Consider the following 19,097-nt stretch of genomic DNA (forward strand, 5'->3'; position numbering starts at 1 on the left):
TTTCTCACGTGAGCCCATTCGGTTGAAAGCTCGCTTCCAATGCTGGCTGGTGCTCGAAGATCGATGCGATTATTTCGTCAGACAGCGCACCGCACTCGTCATCGTTTATCTCGATTTGGATTGCTTTCTCGGCTCGTGGGGTCGGGGCGAATACGCGCTTGACGACAGTCGGCGATCCTCTCAAGCCGCAGTTAGCTATCTCCACAATACCGGCGTCGGCGGCACGCCAGGTCGGTATTTGCGCGCGTGCGGCATGCAATGCGTCAGCGACGGAGCCGCGACGGATGGCGTTGACGCCTTCAAGGACACTGATCAAGCACGGCAGTCGGGTCTTCAGCATTTGTGTGCCGCCTTCCGAACGGCGCTCCACCGTGATCTCTCGGGCATGAAGATCGACTGAAACAATTTTCGTTACGTAGGTCAGTTGTTGCAGTTCGAGACGCCTGGCAATCCCCGGCCCCACCTGCGCTGTATCGCCGTCGATCGTCTGCTTGCCAGTAAACACGATTTCAGGCGCGTGGCGGAGACCAAGGTTCGTAATAGCTCGGGAGATAGCAAATGAAGTTGCCAGGGTGTCTGACCCGGCGAAGTGACGGTCGCTAAGGAGGATCGCTTCATCTGCCCCGTATGCCAGAGCTTTCTCCAGCGCTTGTTTTGCCATGGGCGGGCCCATGGTAAGCACAGTGACTTTACCCCCATACCGGTCACGTAGTTCAAGAGCTTCTTCCAAGGCGAAAAGATCGTAAGGATTGATGATTGTCGGCACGCCTTGGCGCATGATCGTGTTCGTAACCGGATGAACCCGGATCTGTGCGGAGTCAGGCACTTGCTTTATGCAGACCACGATATTCATGCTGTCTTTGGCTCCAACCGAATGTAGCTTTTGTGTCTCGGTCGGTCCTAGCACTCGTCGTGCCAAGCCGACTGCGCGGAGTTTGGCTGGCGGATTTCGGGGGGATTCGGCTTGGCTGGTAGTCGCAATGCGACAGCTTTGTCAGGTTTGCGACACAGGTCGCTGCATGCGCTTGGCAAGATTTTTAACCGCAACCGACTTCGCTAGAGCACCGCGCCGCTTTCCATTGCCAGCATTTACAGCAAGCGCAGCTCACTCGACCGAGAATTGTAGCGCATTGAAGCCGACCCACTGCTTTCTCTTCAGGAGCAACATGACATGTGTGCGACATTGTCGTCTCCTTTGTCGACATAGTGACACGTCTTAGGATTCTTCGGTCTGGTATTTTAACCCTGTAAGTGTTTGCGGCAGCACCAAATTCCGTTCTGCCACATCAATCCACCCAGTCTGGCACGACGCTTGAAAATTGTCCTCGGGCCGCGACGGAACCAGCCGCGTCCGATGTCGCGGCATCACCTCGGTCGGTTGGAACACGAAAAGGAAGCAATAATGGCTGCTCTGCGTCAGATCGCGTTTTACGGAAAGGGAGGCATTGGCAAATCCACTACATCCCAGAATACGCTCGCTGCCCTTGTCGAACTTGGGCAGAAAATCCTCATCGTCGGCTGCGACCCAAAGGCTGATTCGACGCGATTGATCCTGAACTCCAAAGCGCAGGGCACTGTTCTGGATCTAGCCGCAACGAAGGGTTCAGTCGAAGATCTGGAACTCGGCGACGTGCTCAAAACTGGCTACGGCGGCATCAAGTGTGTGGAGTCGGGCGGCCCTGAACCTGGCGTCGGCTGCGCCGGACGGGGCGTCATCACATCGATCAACTTCCTGGAAGAAAACGGCGCCTACGACGACGTCGACTACGTCTCCTATGACGTGCTCGGAGACGTGGTGTGCGGGGGCTTTGCTATGCCCATTCGCGAGAACAAGGCTCAGGAAATTTACATCGTCATGTCCGGTGAGATGATGGCCTTGTATGCTGCAAACAACATTGCAAGGGGCATCCTCAAATATGCCAGCGCCGGAAGCGTGCGGCTTGGCGGTCTGATCTGTAATGAGCGGCAGACCGATCGAGAATTAGACCTCGCGGAAGCGCTGGCCGCCAAGCTCAATTCCAAGCTCATTCACTTCGTGCCACGCGACAACATTGTCCAGCACGCGGAGCTTAGAAAGATGACCGTGATCCAATACGCGCCACGCTCCAAACAGGCGGCGGAATATCGATGGCTGGCCGAGAAGATCCACTCCAACTCGGGAAAGGGCACTATCCCTACTCCGATAACAATGGAGGAGCTGGAGGACATGCTGCTCGACTTCGGCATCATGAAGTCAGACGAGCAGATGCTTGAAGAACTTCTCACGAAAGAGATGCAGGCGACATCCTAGAGATAGTCGGAACGGATGACGCACCGCGTTGATCGACAAACCATGCCTCCTTGCCGAGGCTCCATGCGAACCTTCGAGAGAGGAAAGGCCCTATGAGCCTCGACTACGAGAACGACGGTGATTTCAACTCCAGGCTTATAGATGCGGTACTCTCCCAGTATCCGGATAAGACGGCTAAGCGCCGCAAAAAGCACCTTGGCGTCGCGAAGGGCCGAGAGGCAGCCGAGCAGGGCTCCGATGCGCTTTGCGAGACCGGGGTGAAATCCAACATCAAGTCCATTCCGGGCGTGATGACTGTTCGCGGCTGCGCTTATGCCGGCTCGAAGGGTGTCGTGTGGGGCCCGATCAAGGATATGGTCCATATATCACATGGGCCTGTCGGTTGTGGGCACTATTCCTGGTCGCAACGCCGCAACTATTACGTCGGTCTGACGGGTGTCGAAGCCTTTGTCACCATGCAATTCACGTCTGACTTTCAAGAAAAGGATATTGTTTTTGGTGGCGACAAAAAGCTCGAGAAGCTCATCGATGAAGTTGAGCAACTGTTTCCACTGAACAACGGTGTCAGCTTGCAGTCAGAGTGTCCAATCGGATTGATCGGCGACGATATTGAAGCTGTGGCGCGCAAGAAGGCCAAGGAGCACAACAAAACGATCGTGCCGGTGCGATGCGAAGGGTTTCGTGGAGTGTCGCAATCGCTTGGCCATCATATCGCCAATGACGCGATACGCGACTGGGTTTTCGATAAGAAAGACACCCACTACGAGGCCAGCTTTTTCGACGTTAACGTAATAGGTGACTACAATATCGGCGGCGATGCGTGGGCTTCCCGCATTCTGCTGGAGGACATGGGGTTGCGGGTGGTCGGCAACTGGTCGGGAGATGCCACACTCGCGGAGGTGGAGCGTGCGCCAAAAGCGACGCTCAACCTTATTCACTGCTACCGGTCCATGAACTACATCGCTCGGCATATGGAGGAAAAGTACGGCATTCCCTGGATGGAGTACAACTTTTTCGGTCCTTCCCAGATCGAAGTTTCTTTGCGCAATATCGCCGCATTTTTCGGGCCGGAGACCCAAGATAGGGCCGAAGCACTCATCACCAGATACCAACCCCTCGTCCAGGCGGTGACGGAGAAATACCGTCCGCGCCTCGACGGCAAAACTGTGATGCTCTACGTTGGCGGATTGCGTCCCCGCCATGTCATCACCGCCTATGAGGATCTCGGAATGGAGATCGTTGGCACGGGCTACGAATTTGGCCATGGCGACGATTACGAGCGCACCAGCCACTATGTCAAAAAAGGTACGCTTATCTACGATGATGTGACCGGCTACGAGCTCGAGAACTTCGTCGAGGCCATTCGCCCGGACCTAGTAGGCTCGGGCATCAAGGAAAAATATCCGGTTCAAAAAATGGGCATACCGTTTCGCCAGATGCATTCTTGGGACTATTCGGGTCCGTATCATGGTTATGACGGCTTCGCCATCTTTGCCAGAGACATGGATCTTGCCATCAACAATCCGATCTGGGGCCTCTACGACGCGCCATGGAAAGAAGCGCACTGCAGCCATGCCTGCAGTTGCGGCGGACAAGACGAATAGTCTCTGCCGAGCGACAAGATGTAACAGGTCTCCCAAGGGCCACGCAGCCGCATTCGCGGCAAAAAAGGATGAAAACTATGCCGCAATCGGCCGAGACTGTTCTCGATCATGCTCCTCTGTTCTGCGAGCCGGAATACAGGAAAATGTTCGCCCGTAAGAAGTTGACGTTCGAATGTCCACATCCGGATAAGGTCGTCTCTGCTCAAAGCAAATTCACCGAGACATGGGAATATCGAGAAAAGAACCTGGCCCGCGAGGCCCTTGTCGTAAACCCGGCGAAGGCCTGCCAGCCGCTGGGCGCCGTTTTCGCAGCCGCTGGTTTCGAGCGGACGATGTCATTTGTCCACGGCAGTCAAGGCTGCGTCGCGTACTACCGCTCGCACCTGTCACGCCATTTCAAGGAACCCTCGTCGGCAGTTTCATCTTCGATGACAGAGGATGCGGCCGTGTTTGGCGGCTTGAAAAATATGATCGACGGGCTCGCCAACACCTATAAGCTTTACGATCCCAAGATGATTGCGGTCTCGACGACTTGCATGGCCGAGGTCATTGGGGATGATCTTCACGGCTTCATTGAAAACGCCAAAAATGAAGGCTCCGTTCCGGTCGATTTCGACGTGCCCTTCGCCCATACCCCAGCCTTCGTCGGCAGCCATGTCGATGGTTACGACAGCATGGTCAAAGGCATTCTCGAAAATTTCTGGAAGAGCACTGAACGTGTGCCGACGCCAGCACTCGTCAACATTATTCCAGGCTTCGATGGCTTCTGCGTCGGCAACAACCGAGAAATCAAGCGCCTGCTCGACACGATGGGAGTCGCCTACGTTTTCCTTCAAGACGCCTCGGACCAGTTCGACACACCTTCCGACGGCGAGTACCGCATGTATGACGGAGGGACAAAGATCGAGGACGTGAAGGCAGCCAAACATGCGGAGGCGACAATATCGCTGCAGCACTACAATACGCGCAAGACGTTGGACTATTGTCGCGAGCTTGGTCAGACGACTGCCTCGTTCCACTACCCGCTGGGCATTGCGGGCACGGACGAATTCCTGATGAAGATATCCGAGCTTTCCAAGAGGGAAATTCCCGAATCTATCGATCGTGATCGAGGTCGATTGATAGATGCCATGGCCGACAGTCAATCTTGGTTGCATGGCAAGAAATACGGAATCTACGGCGACCCGGACTTCGTATACTCAATGGCGCGCTTTGTCATGGAAACCGGTGGTCAGCCTACACATTGCCTTGCCACCAACGGCACCGCAGCCTGGGAAGCGGAGATGAAGGAATTGCTCGCGTCCTCTCCCTTCGGAGGAGGTGCGCAGGTGTGGGCTGGCAAAGACCTGTGGGCAATGCGCTCGCTTCTTTTGACGGAACCAGTGGATCTGCTGATCGGCAATTCCTACGGCAAGTATCTCGAGCGTGACACCGACACGCCACTGGTTCGGCTTACGTTTCCGATTTTCGACCGCCATCATCATCATCGCTTTCCTCTCATGGGCTACCAAGGCGGATTGCGTCTTCTGACGGTCATTCTCGACAAGATCTTCGACGAGCTTGATCAGGAGACCATGTGGGAGGGCGTTTCGTACGACCTCACGCGCTAAATGCTTGGCCGGCGTCGGCCGGCCATCCCGCCACTGCATTGGAAGGTTGCGCGATGTCATCGATCGAGACACAAATGCGAGATGCCTCCGGCGAGGTATTCCGCACCACGGAAACCAAGGAGACATGTCACAACGCGTCACAGGGATCAGCAGCGGGCGGTGGCTGCGCCTTCGACGGAGCTAAGGTCGTGCTGCAGCCAATCACCGATGTCGCACATCTCGTCCACGCGCCGCTCGCATGCGAAGGCAATTCCTGGGACAACCGAGGCGCCGCATCTTCAGGTCCAGTTCTTTGGCGCACAAGTTTCACCACTGATCTTACCGAACTCGACATAGTGACGGGAGATAGTGAGCGAAAGCTTCTCAAGGCTATCCGGGAGATCAAGGAGGGGTATGCGCCGGCCGCAATCTTCGTCTACGGAACCTGTGTCACGGAGCTGATCGGTGACGACATCGATGCGGTCTGCAGGCACGCAGCGCAGAAGTTCTCAATACCAGTGGTGCCGGTGAAGTCGCCAGGCTTCGGCGGTTCGAAGAACCTCGGTAACCGGCTCGCAGGCGAGGCTCTGCTCGAGCACGTCATAGGCACGGTGGAGGCCGATGATCCAGGTTTATACGACATCAATATACTCGGCGAATTCAACCTCTCAGGGGAATTCTGGTTGGTGAAGCCGCTTTTGGACCGACTTGGGATCCGTGTCCGCGCCTGCATTCCCGGCGACGCGCGCTACGCGCAGGTGGCTGCTGCCCATCGCTCACGTGCAGCTATGATGGTGTGCTCCACTGCTCTCATTAATGTTGCTCGCAAGATGGAAGAACGCTGGAACATTCCATTTTTCGAAGGCTCCTTCTACGGCATTTCCAGCACTTCTGAATCCCTGCGGCGGATCGCCCAACTGCTCGTAAAGAAGGGCGCTGGTTTCGCTTTGCTCCATCATGTCGAGACTCTCTTAGCAGAAGAGGAGGAGGGGGCCTGGAGGAAGCTGGAAGTGTATCGGCGTCGGCTTGAGGGGAAGCGCGTTCATCTGAACACCGGCGGGGTGAAATCCTGGTCCATCGTACACGCACTGATCGAAATCGGCATGGAGATTGTCGGTACATCCGTCAGGAAATCGACTGCCAGGGATAAGGAGAGAATCAAGCAGATGCTGAAGGACGAGAACCACCTTCACCAATCGATGGCAGCGAGCGAGCTCTATGCAATGTTACGTGAACACAAGCCTGATATCATGCTGTCGGGCGGACGCACTCAGTTCGTCGCGCTTGAGGCGAAAATTCCTTGGCTCGACGTCAACCAGGAACGCCAGCATGCTTACGCTGGCTATGACGGCATGGTGGAACTAGCACGCCAGATTGATTTGGCAATCCGCAACCCGGTTTGGGCGCAGTTGCGCGAACCGGCGCCGTGGAAGCAGTTCGTTACGACCGTAAGATCGGCGGAACCAAGCAATAATGAGATCTGCCGACGAGGCGACAGGTGGTTTCCATTGAGGTGAAAATTATGGCTCGCATCCTGACCCAAACAAAAACGGCAGCGATCAACCCTCTAAAGTCGTCTCAACCATTGGGCGCTGCCTTGGCGTTCCTGGGCGTCGATGGTGCGCTGCCAATACTGCATGGCAGCCAGGGATGTAGCAGTTTTGCACTGGTGCTGCTCGTGAGGCATTTCAAGCATATGGTCCCGTTGCAGACTACTGCAATGGACCAGATCGCGACTGTGGTGGGCGGCGCCGAATTTCTCGAGAAAGCTCTCGTCAAACTAAAAGCTCGCACGTGGCCCCGGCTGATCGGGATCTGCACCACCGCTGTGGCAGAAACTCGCGACGAAGATATCGCACCTGATATCTTTAACGCCACAGGGGCGGGCCTGAGAGGACGCATTGATACGGAAGTGGTACTCGCACGCACTCCCGACTTCGCAGGGGCGGTCGAGGAGGGATGGTCGAAGGCTGTTACGGCTATTATCGAGGCAATCACGCGGCCAGGGACTCAGGACCGCGATGCGGGGAGGGTCGTGATTCTGCCCGGCTCGAATATGACAGTTGCCGATGTAGAGCATCTGCGGGAAATGGTTGAGAGCTTCGGCTTAATACCCCTCATTTTGCCTGACGTGTCCGGCGGGTCTGACGAAGCTGTCCGCGATCGATGGATTCAAATCTCACGCGGTGGCGCGAAGGTGGAGCATATCCGTGATCTCGGGGCGGCAACACAGTGCATCGCGGTCGGCGAACAGATGCGCCGACCGGCTGAAGCTTTGCAGGGTCTGACTGGATTGCCATACGTGATGTTCAGATCACTCACGGGCCTGATTAACGCCGACCGTTTCGCCTGGCTCCTTGCAGCGATTTCGCGGGACAGCGCGCCGGCAGCTGTCCGTCGTGGCCGCATGCAGTTGCAGGAGGCGATGCTCAGCGGGCATTTTCATTTTGCAGGAAAGAAGGTCGCCATTGCGTGCGAGCCGGACCAGCTCTTGCAGTTCGCCCAATTCTTTATCGGCATGGGGGCGGTCATTACAGCCGCGGTCACCACTACCGGGCACCCAAAGGTGCTGCAGACAGTATCAGCGGATACTGTCCAGGTGGGTGATCTTGGTGACCTGGAACAGCTCGCAGCGGATGCTGATCTGCTCGTCACGCACTCCCATGGCCGACAGGCCGCAGAACGCCTCAGCGTTCCACTGATGCGAGTCGGTTTCCCTGTTTTCGACCGCATTGGAGGCCAGCATAAATTGAAAATCCTTTATCGAGGAACGCGCGACATGATCTTCGAAGTTGCCAATATAATTCAGGCGAGCCAAGGTCTGCCGCCCGCTCGCGCACCAGCGGACCCGTAGGACAAGGTCAGCGGTACCTTCATCCGTCACGAACTCCTCCTCATCTCGAGTATCGCCGAGCCGTGATGATTTGATCGACTGCAGCGCGGAACTGAAGAAAAAGGAGGTCTTACATTGAGAGGCAAACGCACATCTGATGAGTTTGTGATCGTACTGCTCGGTCTAATCGCCCATGAAGAGACGTGACAAAACACCCCTTTCGAACTGACGCCGTACAAACACATTGTTCCAGAGCTCATTCTTGAAGGCGAAACCCATAAGCTTTCCAAAAATCGATCAAAAGAACTTCAGGTCGGAGGTTCTACAATCTTCGGTACCTCTTCTCCTCATTTTCCGGGCTGCCGGCTGCAGCCTATGCGAAATCATTGCTCCGATCCTTGACGACACCTCACCTACGGGTTTTAGCGCCTTTGTCGTCCTCCTCATACTTTGCGAAATGTTCATGACCCTGAATCGGATAAGATAGGTCGCAACCGTAAGCCCAATCCAAGAGCAATTGTTGAAAGATGGTCTTCCTCTTCGACACAAAGTCCTTTTGCCGGTGATCGACGCTCGCTGCTCGCAGGCGCGGGTCGGCAAGGTACTTGTCTGATTTCTTTTTGCGCTCCATGTCATCGTGCTCCTTGTGTAAACCTACCGGCAATGATGTCGCCTGCAAGGGATCAGCATTCATAGTAAAAGGATTGCCCTGTCGCGATATCGTTAGCCGCAGCAGGACATTTGATGAAAGCGGTAGATAAAGCAACGCACTTGTTGGATATATTTTTCGTTGTAACGTGCGCCATCCAATATTATAGTTTATAATGTAGGAAAACAGTGGGCTATAAGAATATAAATCTGCATATATTATTGTATATATTGCGTTCGTTGCTTTAGCTCCAATCCTCATCGCGAATTTATCCGCGACCGCTCTACGGCTGAAGCAAATCAGCTGCACGATATGAAGCGCTGACTCCGGTCTCCGAGTCGCGGAGGAAATGCTCGCGGCCGAAGGCATCCAGGTCAGCCACAAAACGCGCGGCAGACGGATGGCTGCCGACGACTCTAGAATGGCAGCCTGGCGTTTTCCTTGGCTTCCTTCATCACGAAAAAAGTGCGCGTCTGGCGCACGCCAGGCAGGGCGATCAGCTTCTGGCCATGCAGCTTGTTGAAATCGGCTATGTCGCGGACGCGGATTTTCAGTAGGTAATCGAAATCTCCGGGGACCAGACTGCAGTCCAGCACTTCCTTCAGCTCCATGACGCGCCCTCAAATGCGCCAAAGCTCTCAGGTGTGGAGCGATCCAATACGACGCCAACCATCACCTTCCGTTCTTTGCCTCTCTCTTTTCAGCCGCCGTCGCAGACGATGGCAGTCCCTACCTTAACGGTCCCAAGCCCAAATCCCCACCCTAGATAAATTCGACGGCGCGCCTGAGTGTCTTCGCGAGTCTACCGGGCAGACCCAGACGGGAACCTCCCTTCCTTGCAGGGTCGGCTCCCTATAAAACCTCAAATGACTAGCTTTAGGTGGCTGGATAAAACCAGACCCGCGGCGCCACGTAGAGCCGTATGGCCTTCGCCGATACCATTCACTGTGATTGATATCTCCTGACCAGGTCTCTTTACCACTAGCTGCTTGACATGCCGTCTGATCAGCTCCGCAGCCTTCATTCCGCCTCCGGCGACGTCTCCGTGAAGGACGTAGGAGTTGAGGGACAGTGTTTGCTGCAGGTTGACGATGCCGAACGCCACGTTGCGTGTATAACGGTCGAGAAGTTCCTCTGCCGCATTCGAGCCTTCGTCTGTTTCCTTGACAAGTCTGGCACAGGTGACGCTTCGGGGATGTGGTAAGCCCATTCGGACGGCTTCTTTTCGTAGCCACGGAAGGGCAGCTACCGTCTCCCAGCAACCGTGCTTTCCACAATTGCAAAGGGCACCGTCGATCTGAACCACGCTGTGCCCGAGCTCACCGCCGGATCCGGCGAGTCCACGATAAACCTTGCCGTCGATGAAGAAGGCGCCGCCAAGCACCTCGCCGGTATAGACCGCGGCAAAATTTTGTTGGCCGCGGCCGGGCCCGAACCATCTGTCCCCAACAAGCAAGGCACGAGGGTGATGATCGATAACAACGGGAAGAGAGAAGCGTTCTTGTAGTATCGCTACAAGAGGTAGTCCCGTTAGAACGGGAGCAAGGTTGACGGTAAGAATTGTTCCTTTGTCACTGTCGATCATTCCAGCAGAAGCCACGCCAATGCCAAACGGTGCCCGCTGGGCCTGAGACAGTGTGGCAGTAAGCGTCTTCGTCATGACAGCGATGAATGCTTCTGTGTCGCCATGCGGATCAAACTCAGCTTTCGTAACGGCCTTGATCTCGCCAGTTAGAGCCACGAGGCATGATTGTATCGTGCCGGGCAGAAGGAGGACTGCGCCAAGCATCGGTGCATCGGGGTTAAAATAAAGGGGACGAGCCGGCTTGCCGCCTTTGACGTCGGAAGGAGACGCATCTCCCTCGATAAGAAGCTGGTCTTCGATCATCGGCTGCACAATACCGGTGATCGTGGTCCGGTTGACGCCCGCAAGTCGAGCGAGATCCGCCCGGCTTTTGGGTCCGTTATCATACAAAGCTTGAAGTACGCGACCGCGATTTATGGCGCCGAGTGCCGATTGGGAGACAAGCGTAACGTTGCCGCTGTTCTCGCCGGCGGCGACTTCTCTGGTGGCAGGGGTGCGCTGGCCCAACGAATAGGACGGCTGGCTCTCAAACTTCACTTCTCTTCTCCAATCTACCGGATCCTTTTAGCCCGTACATTATCGAACGGCCATACAGCAAAGGGCCCTTTCCGGTGGCGCAAGCAGGATGTCGATGACAAGCGCGGTGCAGCGGAAATTTTGGTGACCACTTCTTGACACTAACATAAGTTTGTGCGAGGTACAAACTAACCGCCTACAAAAGGCGAATTAGGGGTAACAATCTCAGATCGACAAGCGGAAGCCCGGTGGCTCCGCTGAAGGGCCGAGGTTGGGATACGAAGCAACTGAGGAGGCTGTTTATGACAATCGATATCGGAAATATGTCGCGACGTGACCTGCTGAAAAGCGCTTCCGTCGCAGCTCTTGTGGCTGGCGCGGGATCACTGGCCATTCCACGGCGAGGAGCCGCGCAGGATGCGAACACGGTTCGCGTCCTGTCCGTTGAAGACCCATTCTTCTTCTCAATGAAGGAGTTGGTGCCGGAATACGAGAAAGAAACCGGTATCAAGGTCGAACTGGAGAGTCTCTCCTATGACGCCCTTCAATCGCGCCTCGTGTCTGCCTTTGTCGCCAAGACCTCAGACGCCGACGTCATCGTTGTCGATCAGATGTGGCTCGGGCAGTACCTCGACAATGGCTGGATCATCTCGCTGAACGATTTTATTGCCAAGGACAGCGAATTCGACCTCTCAGACTTCATCCCGGAGGTCCTTTACTCCTCGAACATGTGGCGCGGCCAGATCGGGACATTGCCGGTCGCCGCCTATGCCCAAGGGGTTATGTACCGCAAGGACGTGTTTGACAAACTCGCCATTGAAGCGCCGCCGACCAAGACCTCGGAAGACTGGACCTGGACCAAATATGTCGACACACTGAAGTTGATGGAAGGCAAGTCATTTGGCGGCAAACCGTTGTTTCCCACGGTTGTCTGCGGCTCCCAACCGTCGCCGATCGTCCACATGTTTACGCAGGTGTCGGCAAGCCACGGTGCCAACTGGTTCAAATCATTCCCTGCCGACCCGTGGGATTTCTCTCCGCAGTTGACAAGCCCCGCCTGGGTCAAATCTGTTGAAGTCTATAGGCAGCTCTACAAGCTGTCTCCGCCTGAAGCGATCAACTATGTCTGGTTCGACGCCGGCACCCGTTTTGCCAAAGGTGACATCGGGATGTTCTACTGGTGGACGCCGTACTTCTACCTGATCAAAAACTCGGGCTACATGACCGGCAAGAAGTCGGACGTGATGGACAAGTACGCGACGGCGGCCTTGCCAAAGGCTGAGGGCGTGCCTCAGACGGTCAGTCTCGGCGGATGGAGCCTTGGCATCCCATCCAGTTCCGAAAGGCAAGAAGCAGGCTACGCCTTCATCAAATGGGCGACCTCGAAAACCACGCAGAAGAAAATGGCTCTTTGGCCGGACCTTAACTACCAATTCTCCGACTTTGCGCGCGTTTCACTCTACGAAGACGAGGAAGTCAAAGCGCTCTACCCGTACCTCGATGTGCAGTATGCGATGATGAAGCAGGGTAACGGCAAGGTCACACGCCCGCCTGTACCTGGTTACACGGCCATTGAAAGCGTGCTGGGCCTCACATTGAACCAGCTTTTGACCGGTAGCGAAGAGCCGAAGACCGGCCTTGAACGTGCCAACAGCCTGTTCGAGAGCATCCTGAAGGGTAATCTCATGATCCCTTATCAAAAAGCCAGCTACGCAGACACTCTTGACGGGGCCAAAGCCCAGATCGCCAAGAGGTAATAGAGTTCTCCTCGGGCCGGCGCGACAGCGATCGCGCCGGCAGCTACTTGAAGAAGAACTGGATCTGCCAATGCACACGACAACTGTTCGCTCACCGCGAGCCTTCAGGCCCGCCTGGAAGAGCTTTATCCGACGAAACCTGCCATACTTGCTGATCGCGCCTTCGGTCGTGATGCTGCTCGCTCTGATCGCCTACCCCTTACTGTTTGCCCTACGATCGAGCTTCTACTTCTGGAACCTGCAAATCGGTCCGGAGCCGCTTCAGTTCGTTGGCTTCGAGAATTATGTGCAGGCCTTTAACGCCTTTGACTTTCGCGCCGCACTGACCAACACCTTGATCCTGTCGATCCTTGGCACGACACTTGAGTTCACGTTTGGCCTTGCGATCGCCCTCATCCTGCTCAAGGCACTGCCTGGCATGAACGTCGTGCGTGCCCTGCTGATCCTCCCCACCACGATTGCCCCTATCGTCGTCGGATTTTTGTTCCGCTATCTCTATGATCCAGGCGGTGGACTGTTGAGCTGGGTGTTGCAGTCGCTTTGGCTACCTGTGCCGGCAGAGGGAATTCTTGGCTCGCCTTCAACCGCACTTACGGCAATCCTCTTCGTCGACATTTGGCAATGGACGCCGTTCTTTGCAATCGTCCTCTACGCAAGCCTCTTAGCCGTTCCTGACGAAATCTTGGAGGCCGCGCGACTGGATCGGGCATCCGCGTGGACGATCCTGATGCGTATCAAGCTGCCGCTGATCAAGCGCACCGCGATTATCATCGTCATGCTTCGCTTCATGCAGATCTTCAACACCTTCGACACGGTGCTTGTGCTCACCCGCGGAGGACCGGGCACCTCGACGCGCACCCTTGGATACTCGCTCTACGAGCAGGGCCTCGTCAACTTCAACATTGGCCTTGTCAGCGCAATGACCTGGATCACCGTGCTGATCGTCAATGTCATCGTTGCCCTCTACGTCTTCTTCGCGTTCAGAAACGAGGAGTGGTAAAATGTCCCGTCGTCGCACAAGCTTCAACACGGCACTCACCTACGCCGCCGGCCTCCTCTTCCTGGCAATCTTCGTTGGGCCGATCCTATGGTTTATCGCTCTTGCCGTACGCCCGGCCGAGACGGCCTTCACCATGCCGCCGCAAATTACCTTCGAGCCCAATCTCGACGCATTCCGGCACATCCTCATCGATCCTGGCACTAACTCACCGCAACTGGTCAACAGCCTGATCGTCGCAATCGGTGCCGTGTTGCTCAATCTGCCCTTTTCCGTTCCTGCTGCCTACGCGTTGTCCCGCTTCAAGCTGCGCGGCAAGAAAAACATCATGTTGTGGTACCTCGGCTTGCTGATGGCCCCGCCAGTCGCGTTCCTGATCCCTTATTTCATCCTCATCACGCGCATCGGTCTCCAGGGTTCCTACTTCTCGATGGTCCTCGTCCTGCAGACGCTGACGATCCCGTTTTCCGTCTGGTTGATGAAGAGTTTCATCGACGAGGTGCCGGTGGAACTGGAGGAGGCTGCCCGGGTCGACGGCGCGCGATGGTACACGATTATGTTGCGGATCACGCTACCGATCGTTCGTCCCGGCATCATCGTAACCTCGATGTTTGCCTTCGTGTTCGCATGGAATAACGCGGCTTTTCCGCTGGTGCTGAGTTCGCGCTCCACCGCCACCCTCCCGATCGGAACACTTGGATATTTCGCTACCAGCGGCGTGACGTGGAACTACATCGCTGCCGCCGCAGTGCTCGCGATGATACCGCCGATGATCATCTTCCTTGTTTTCGATCGATACGTCGTTCGAGGCCTCACCTTCGGTTCGGTGAAGGGCTGAGCTTTCCCTTATGAATGGAGTAATGCAATGAACAAACTGCGAATGGGCGTCATCGGCGCCGGTCTTTGGGGCGGCAATCATGCCCATACCTTTAATGTCTTGCCGGAGACCGAACTGGTCGGCGTCTGTGACCTCGATGAGGGCAGGGCGCTGAAGATGAAGGAAGCCTACCGCGCAACGCAGGCCTTTACCGACTATCAGAAGCTGATCTCAAGCGACCAGATCGATGCCATCTCGGTTGCGACACCTGACTTTACCCACACGCCGATCATTCTGGCCGCTCTGAAAGCCGACAAACACGTATTGAGCGAAAAACCGCTTGCGACGACAGTGCGCGAAGCCGAGGAAATTGCTGCGGCCGCCGCAAAGTCCAAGGGCAAGCTGATGATTGATTTCCATAATCGTGTGAATCCAATCCTCGCCCAGGTTCGTGACATGATTCAAGGCGGTCAGATCGGCTTGGCAAAGCACGGCACTGCGCGTCTCTCGAACACGACATTCGTTCCGTTCGAAATGCTGAGCTGGGCCGCGAAGTCTTCTGCACTCTGGTTCCTGGGCAGTCATCTGGTGGATGTCCTGCGCTTCATCCTGGCGGACGAGGTCGTACGGGTTTATTCCGTCGCCCGCTCGGGGACCCTGTCGGCCGGCGGCGTGGATACGAAGGATTTCCATGTCTCGGTGCTTGAATTTTCCAAGGGCACGGTCGTGACCACGGAGAACAGCTGGATCCTGTCGCGTGACAATCCTTCGCTCGTCGATTTCAAGATCGAGTTTGTCGGTGAAAAGGGCCAGGTCCAGGCGGACCCCACCCACAATGGCGGCCTGCGAAAGATCGTCGACGGCGGACTAAAATACAATGACTATATCGGCATAACACCAACCGGCGCGACGCGCATCGGCGGCTTTGTCCTGGAATCCATCGCTCGCTTTGTCGATAGCGTCGTGCGCGACGCTCCGCTACTGGCAGATGCACAGGACGGCCTGGCGAACACCAAGACCCTGGCAGCCATCGAGGAATCCGTCACGACCGGCAAGGCTGTGAACATCGGCTAGAGCCGGAACCAAAAGCGCGGGGCATGTCCGGACGAACAGTGCGGCTTGCCTCGCTTGAAAATACGGGGAGTAAATAAAAATGGCGTCCATGACCTTCGACGGGATCGGCAAGACCTTTCCGGACGGAACCGTTGCCGTTGCGAATGTAAGTTTTTCGGTCGCCAACGGAGAATTCGTCGTGTTGGTCGGCCCGTCCGGTTGTGGCAAGTCGACATTATTGCGGATCGCAGCGGGTCTTGAAACGCTCAACAGCGGCCGGTTGCTCATGGATGACGCTAATGTCACCGAGACTGAGCCCCAGGACCGGGATATCGCGATGGTTTTTCAGAACTACGCGCTTTACCCCCATATGACTGTCTACGACAATATGGCCTTCGGTCTGCAGCAGCGCAAAATGCCCAAGGACAAGATCGATAAGCTGGTGCGTGACGCGGCGGAAATGCTCGACCTTACCCGCTATCTCGAACGCAAACCAGGGGCGTTGTCGGGTGGCCAGCGCCAACGTGTGGCAATGGGTCGGGCGATCGTTCGCCATCCCATGGCCTTCCTGATGGACGAGCCGCTTTCAAACCTTGATGCCAAGCTCCGCGTACAGATGCGCGGCGAACTGAAGTTGCTCAACCAGCGGCTCGGTGTAACGACGCTCTACGTAACCCACGACCAGGTCGAAGCCATGACCATGGGCGATCGTGTCGCTGTGCTGAAGCCAGTATTCAATGGCGAGGAGAGCAATCTTCAGCAGATCGACACCCCGCAAATGCTCTACGACAAGCCCGCCAACCTCTTTGTCGCGGGCTTCATCGGATCGCCGGCGATGAATTTTGTGCGCGTCGAGTTGACTGCGGAAGCCGGGTCACTCAAAGCTGCGGTAACTGGAACGCAGATATCCTTCTCCGTCGCCGCCAAGCCGGCACTTTCGGAATATATAGGCCGGCAGGTCATCGTTGGAATTCGCCCGGAGATGTTTCTGGTTTGCCCCGCGTCTGAAGCCCTCTTCAACGAGCAGGTCCCGGTTGCCGAAGCGCTGGGAGCCGACACCTTCGTCTTTTTCGACATCGCGTCACCGCCGGTCAACGTAAACGATGCCGAAGATACCGAAGACTTTCCAAACAAAGGTAAGAACCGACTTGTCGCGCGGATCCCACCGGCGCTCACACCGCGTCCCAACCAACATTTGCCGCTCACTGTCGATCTGGAGAAATTGCACTGGTTCGATCCGGTAACCGGAACTGCGATCCGAGACTGACAGGACATCCGCAAATTATCGCCACACTAGGAATTCAAGTCTTTTCTCCTGCCCTCCCAGGCAACTTAGCTGTCGTCGAATACGAGGTCGGCGGCAGCCATTTTTTTCTTCGGATTCCGAATTTTGAAATGCAGAACCTGAACATTCATGCACCGCGACAGAGCTTAGAGGAGTGGCTTGTGAAACATGTTTCCATTGTCGGGAAGTTCTTTGTCATCATGGCCATTTTTGGTGTCACGGCGCTGGGACTGACATTCTATCAGAGCCGCCAGATGCTTGCGGTAAACGACGGTTACCAAGGGCTTCTCGACCGGGATGCATCTGCAGCGCTTCGATTGACACAGTCAAACAGAAGTCTCGAAACGGCGCGTGCCAGCATCAGCGACATGGTGATGACGCGGTCGAAAGAAGCGAGGGCGCGGGCAGAAGCAGGTCTGAATGACGCGCGAGAGAACTTCGTCAGGTTCATGGATCTGGCCATCCAGGCAGTTCCCGAGCAGGGTGAACTGCCGAAGTTGAAGGCGGATGGATTCTCTGTCCTGACCGACACGTGTGGTGCAGCGATCGCTGTGGCCCGCGGCGCGACCAGTGAAGCCGAGCTTGCCATGGTACAGCAACTCTATCTGACTTTATGTCAACCCGCCTTCGCTGCCATTTCACCGAGGTTTACGTCCGTGACGGAAGAACTCGCTTCAGACGCGGAGCAAAAGCGTGCTGATGTTTTACGCGTTGTCGGTGACACGTCAGTAGTGAGTTTGGGAGCAGCGATTGCCGCACTGCTCGCCGTCTCATGCTTTGGTTTCATCACAATTCGCTCCTGGTTGGTCAAACCTATCAAGCAGATGGTTTCGACGATGAAGGTCATTGCCGAGGGCGATCTGACGTTGTCCGTTGAGGGAACGATCCGCCGTGACGAGATCGGATCCATGGCCCGCGCAGTGCAAATCTTTAAGGACAACGAGTTACGGACACGCGATCTCGAAAAGGATGTAGAGGCCAGTCGTGGGGCAAGCGAGATCGAACGTACCCGCCTCGCCGACACCGAGCGCCAGCGGGCACGTGATATGGCGGAGGCCACGGCCGGGCTGGCTGAGGGCCTGAAGCAGCTTGCGGGCGGCAACCTCGTGTTCAGTCTCGACGTCAGTTTCGCTGAGGATTTCGAACCATTGCGCGCAAATTTCAACGCCGCTGTTGTTCAACTCGCTGAAAGCCTGAGAGCCGTGTCGCACACTACCAGATCGATAAATGATGGCGCGCAGGAGATCGCTTTGAGCGCGCAGGACCTGTCCCGGCGGACTGAGCATCAGGCCGCTTCTCTGGAGGAAACTGCCGCCTCCCTCGATCAGATCACCCAGATATCGCCAGCTCTAGCACGCGCACGGCGGAAGCCCGACACGTTGCGGTCGAGGCGAACAAATCCGCCCGTCATTCCGGGAAAGTTGTTTCCAGCGCTGTCGCAGCAATGCAGCGGATCGAACATTCTTCCTCGCAGATATCGGCTATTGTCGGCGTGATCGACGAAATCGCGTTTCAGACCAATCTCCTGGCCCTCAATGCAGGCGTTGAAGCGGCACGGTCCGGCGAGGCCGGAAAGGGCTTTGCAGTCGTTGCACAGGAGGTGCGGGAGCTTGCTCAACGCTCAGCGCACGCAGCAAAGGAGATAAAGGACCTGATCCTCAATTCCGTTGACGAGGTCAGCAGTGGCGTCACGCTGGTTTGCGATACCGGTGAGACGCTCAAGATAATCGAGGAACAAATCGTGTTGATCAACACCCAGCTTGATGCAGTCACGGTTGCTTCCAATGAGCAGTCGGCAACTCTTTCCGAGATCAATCGGACCATCAATCAACTGGATCAAGTTACGCAGCAAAATGCTGCCATGGCCGAGGAGTCCACGGCTGCAAGCACTGCACTTGCCGCAGAGGCAAAGCGGCTGCGGTCGATCGTCGCCGGGTTTCAGATTGACATCGGCAATGGGATCTCTGAGCAGCTAAGCGATCAGACAAACGCCGGTACAGCGTCAATGTCTTCACCACCGCGACTTAGGCTGGGAAAGGGTGCGCACCCAGTCGGAACATTGAGATAGCTCGGCAGCGCCATTTGGCGCCGTAAAATACATACCCGAGGATCGCATGCGGAG

General features: G+C 56.1%; 14 protein-coding genes and 2 pseudogenes. 12 read left to right on the forward strand and 4 right to left on the reverse strand.

Annotated elements, in window-relative coordinates; translation table 11 throughout:
• Positions 1-4: 4 nt before the first annotated feature.
• Entirely contained in the window at positions 5-853 is an 849-nt protein-coding gene (locus AC245Y_RS26490; RefSeq protein WP_017996977.1) for an electron transfer flavoprotein subunit beta/FixA family protein, read from the reverse strand.
• A 549-nt stretch (positions 854-1,402) separates the two neighbouring features.
• Here AC245Y_RS26490 and nifH point away from each other — a divergent pair.
• The 5 genes from nifH to nifN all read left to right on the forward strand — a co-directional run bounded on the left by nifH (position 1,403) and on the right by nifN (position 8,337).
• Entirely contained in the window at positions 1,403-2,290 is an 888-nt protein-coding gene (nifH, locus tag AC245Y_RS26495; protein ID WP_012755340.1) for a nitrogenase iron protein, read from the forward strand.
• A 92-nt stretch (positions 2,291-2,382) separates the two neighbouring features.
• Positions 2,383-3,894: a nitrogenase molybdenum-iron protein alpha chain gene (gene nifD, locus AC245Y_RS26500; protein ID WP_017996976.1), complete on the forward strand. Its 1,512-nt coding sequence runs from the start codon at positions 2,383-2,385 to the stop codon at positions 3,892-3,894.
• Positions 3,895-3,971: 77 nt separating this feature from the next.
• Positions 3,972-5,504 (forward strand): nitrogenase molybdenum-iron protein subunit beta, encoded by a 1,533-nt coding sequence (gene nifK / locus AC245Y_RS26505; RefSeq protein ID WP_012755342.1) that lies wholly within the window; start codon positions 3,972-3,974, stop codon positions 5,502-5,504.
• Positions 5,505-5,557: 53 nt separating this feature from the next.
• Complete coding sequence (nifE, locus tag AC245Y_RS26510) at positions 5,558-7,000, forward strand: nitrogenase iron-molybdenum cofactor biosynthesis protein NifE (protein WP_017996975.1); 1,443 nt, start codon at positions 5,558-5,560, stop codon at positions 6,998-7,000.
• Between the two features lie 5 nt (positions 7,001-7,005).
• Complete coding sequence (gene nifN, locus AC245Y_RS26515) at positions 7,006-8,337, forward strand: nitrogenase iron-molybdenum cofactor biosynthesis protein NifN (protein ID WP_012755344.1); 1,332 nt, start codon at positions 7,006-7,008, stop codon at positions 8,335-8,337.
• Between the two features lie 388 nt (positions 8,338-8,725).
• Here nifN and AC245Y_RS26520 read toward each other — a convergent pair whose 3' ends face one another.
• The 3 genes and pseudogenes from AC245Y_RS26520 to AC245Y_RS26530 form a co-directional block, all read right to left on the reverse strand.
• The gene (locus tag AC245Y_RS26520; RefSeq protein ID WP_020487135.1) at positions 8,726-8,947 is read right to left on the reverse strand and encodes a hypothetical protein; all 222 of its coding nucleotides are present in this window, start codon (positions 8,945-8,947) and stop codon (positions 8,726-8,728) included.
• 434 nt (positions 8,948-9,381) lie between these two features.
• Positions 9,382-9,641, reverse strand: a pseudogene (locus AC245Y_RS26525) (Lrp/AsnC ligand binding domain-containing protein); the annotation flags it as partial.
• A 186-nt stretch (positions 9,642-9,827) separates the two neighbouring features.
• The gene (locus tag AC245Y_RS26530) at positions 9,828-11,087 is read right to left on the reverse strand and encodes an ROK family transcriptional regulator (protein WP_012755347.1); all 1,260 of its coding nucleotides are present in this window, start codon (positions 11,085-11,087) and stop codon (positions 9,828-9,830) included.
• Positions 11,088-11,368: 281 nt separating this feature from the next.
• Here AC245Y_RS26530 and AC245Y_RS26535 point away from each other — a divergent pair, with 281 nt between their 5' ends.
• The 7 genes and pseudogenes from AC245Y_RS26535 to AC245Y_RS26565 all read left to right on the forward strand — a co-directional run bounded on the left by AC245Y_RS26535 (position 11,369) and on the right by AC245Y_RS26565 (position 19,043).
• Positions 11,369-12,823 carry an ABC transporter substrate-binding protein gene (locus tag AC245Y_RS26535; RefSeq protein WP_012755348.1) on the forward strand — a complete coding sequence of 485 codons (1,455 nt, stop codon included), beginning with the start codon at positions 11,369-11,371 and terminating at the stop codon, positions 12,821-12,823.
• Between the two features lie 70 nt (positions 12,824-12,893).
• Positions 12,894-13,823, forward strand: coding sequence for a carbohydrate ABC transporter permease (locus tag AC245Y_RS26540; RefSeq protein ID WP_012755349.1), 930 nt, complete (start codon positions 12,894-12,896; stop codon positions 13,821-13,823).
• Between the two features lies 1 nt (position 13,824).
• Positions 13,825-14,658 (forward strand): carbohydrate ABC transporter permease, encoded by an 834-nt coding sequence (locus AC245Y_RS26545; RefSeq protein ID WP_017996970.1) that lies wholly within the window; start codon positions 13,825-13,827, stop codon positions 14,656-14,658.
• Positions 14,659-14,685: 27 nt separating this feature from the next.
• Positions 14,686-15,711 (forward strand): Gfo/Idh/MocA family protein, encoded by a 1,026-nt coding sequence (locus AC245Y_RS26550; RefSeq protein WP_017996969.1) that lies wholly within the window; start codon positions 14,686-14,688, stop codon positions 15,709-15,711.
• A gap of 79 nt (positions 15,712-15,790) precedes the next feature.
• Entirely contained in the window at positions 15,791-16,957 is a 1,167-nt protein-coding gene (locus AC245Y_RS26555) for an ABC transporter ATP-binding protein (RefSeq protein ID WP_012755352.1), read from the forward strand.
• Between the two features lie 854 nt (positions 16,958-17,811).
• Positions 17,812-17,856 (forward strand): annotated as a pseudogene (locus tag AC245Y_RS26560) (hypothetical protein); the annotation flags it as partial.
• Between the two features lie 458 nt (positions 17,857-18,314).
• Positions 18,315-19,043 (forward strand): methyl-accepting chemotaxis protein, encoded by a 729-nt coding sequence (locus AC245Y_RS26565; RefSeq protein WP_245274064.1) that lies wholly within the window; start codon positions 18,315-18,317, stop codon positions 19,041-19,043.
• Positions 19,044-19,097 lie beyond the last annotated feature (54 nt).

The sequence above is a fragment of the Rhizobium sp. SRDI943 genome (assembly GCF_057653695.1).

Bases quoted from the DNA above. Each gene is read 5' to 3' on its own strand.
- AC245Y_RS26555 (WP_012755352.1), top strand. From the start codon at position 15,791: ATGGCGTCCATGACCTTCGACGGGATCGGCAAGACCTTTCCGGACGGA.
- AC245Y_RS26550 (WP_017996969.1), top strand. From the start codon at position 14,686: ATGAACAAACTGCGAATGGGCGTCATCGGCGCCGGTCTTTGGGGCGGC.
- AC245Y_RS26545 (WP_017996970.1), top strand. From the start codon at position 13,825: ATGTCCCGTCGTCGCACAAGCTTCAACACGGCACTCACCTACGCCGCC.
- AC245Y_RS26540 (WP_012755349.1), top strand. From the start codon at position 12,894: ATGCACACGACAACTGTTCGCTCACCGCGAGCCTTCAGGCCCGCCTGG.
- AC245Y_RS26535 (WP_012755348.1), top strand. From the start codon at position 11,369: ATGACAATCGATATCGGAAATATGTCGCGACGTGACCTGCTGAAAAGC.
- nifE (WP_017996975.1), top strand. From the start codon at position 5,558: ATGTCATCGATCGAGACACAAATGCGAGATGCCTCCGGCGAGGTATTC.
- nifK (WP_012755342.1), top strand. From the start codon at position 3,972: ATGCCGCAATCGGCCGAGACTGTTCTCGATCATGCTCCTCTGTTCTGC.
- nifD (WP_017996976.1), top strand. From the start codon at position 2,383: ATGAGCCTCGACTACGAGAACGACGGTGATTTCAACTCCAGGCTTATA.
- nifH (WP_012755340.1), top strand. From the start codon at position 1,403: ATGGCTGCTCTGCGTCAGATCGCGTTTTACGGAAAGGGAGGCATTGGC.
- AC245Y_RS26520 (WP_020487135.1), bottom strand. From the start codon at position 8,947: ATGGAGCGCAAAAAGAAATCAGACAAGTACCTTGCCGACCCGCGCCTG.
- nifN (WP_012755344.1), top strand. From the start codon at position 7,006: ATGGCTCGCATCCTGACCCAAACAAAAACGGCAGCGATCAACCCTCTA.
- AC245Y_RS26490 (WP_017996977.1), bottom strand. From the start codon at position 853: ATGAATATCGTGGTCTGCATAAAGCAAGTGCCTGACTCCGCACAGATC.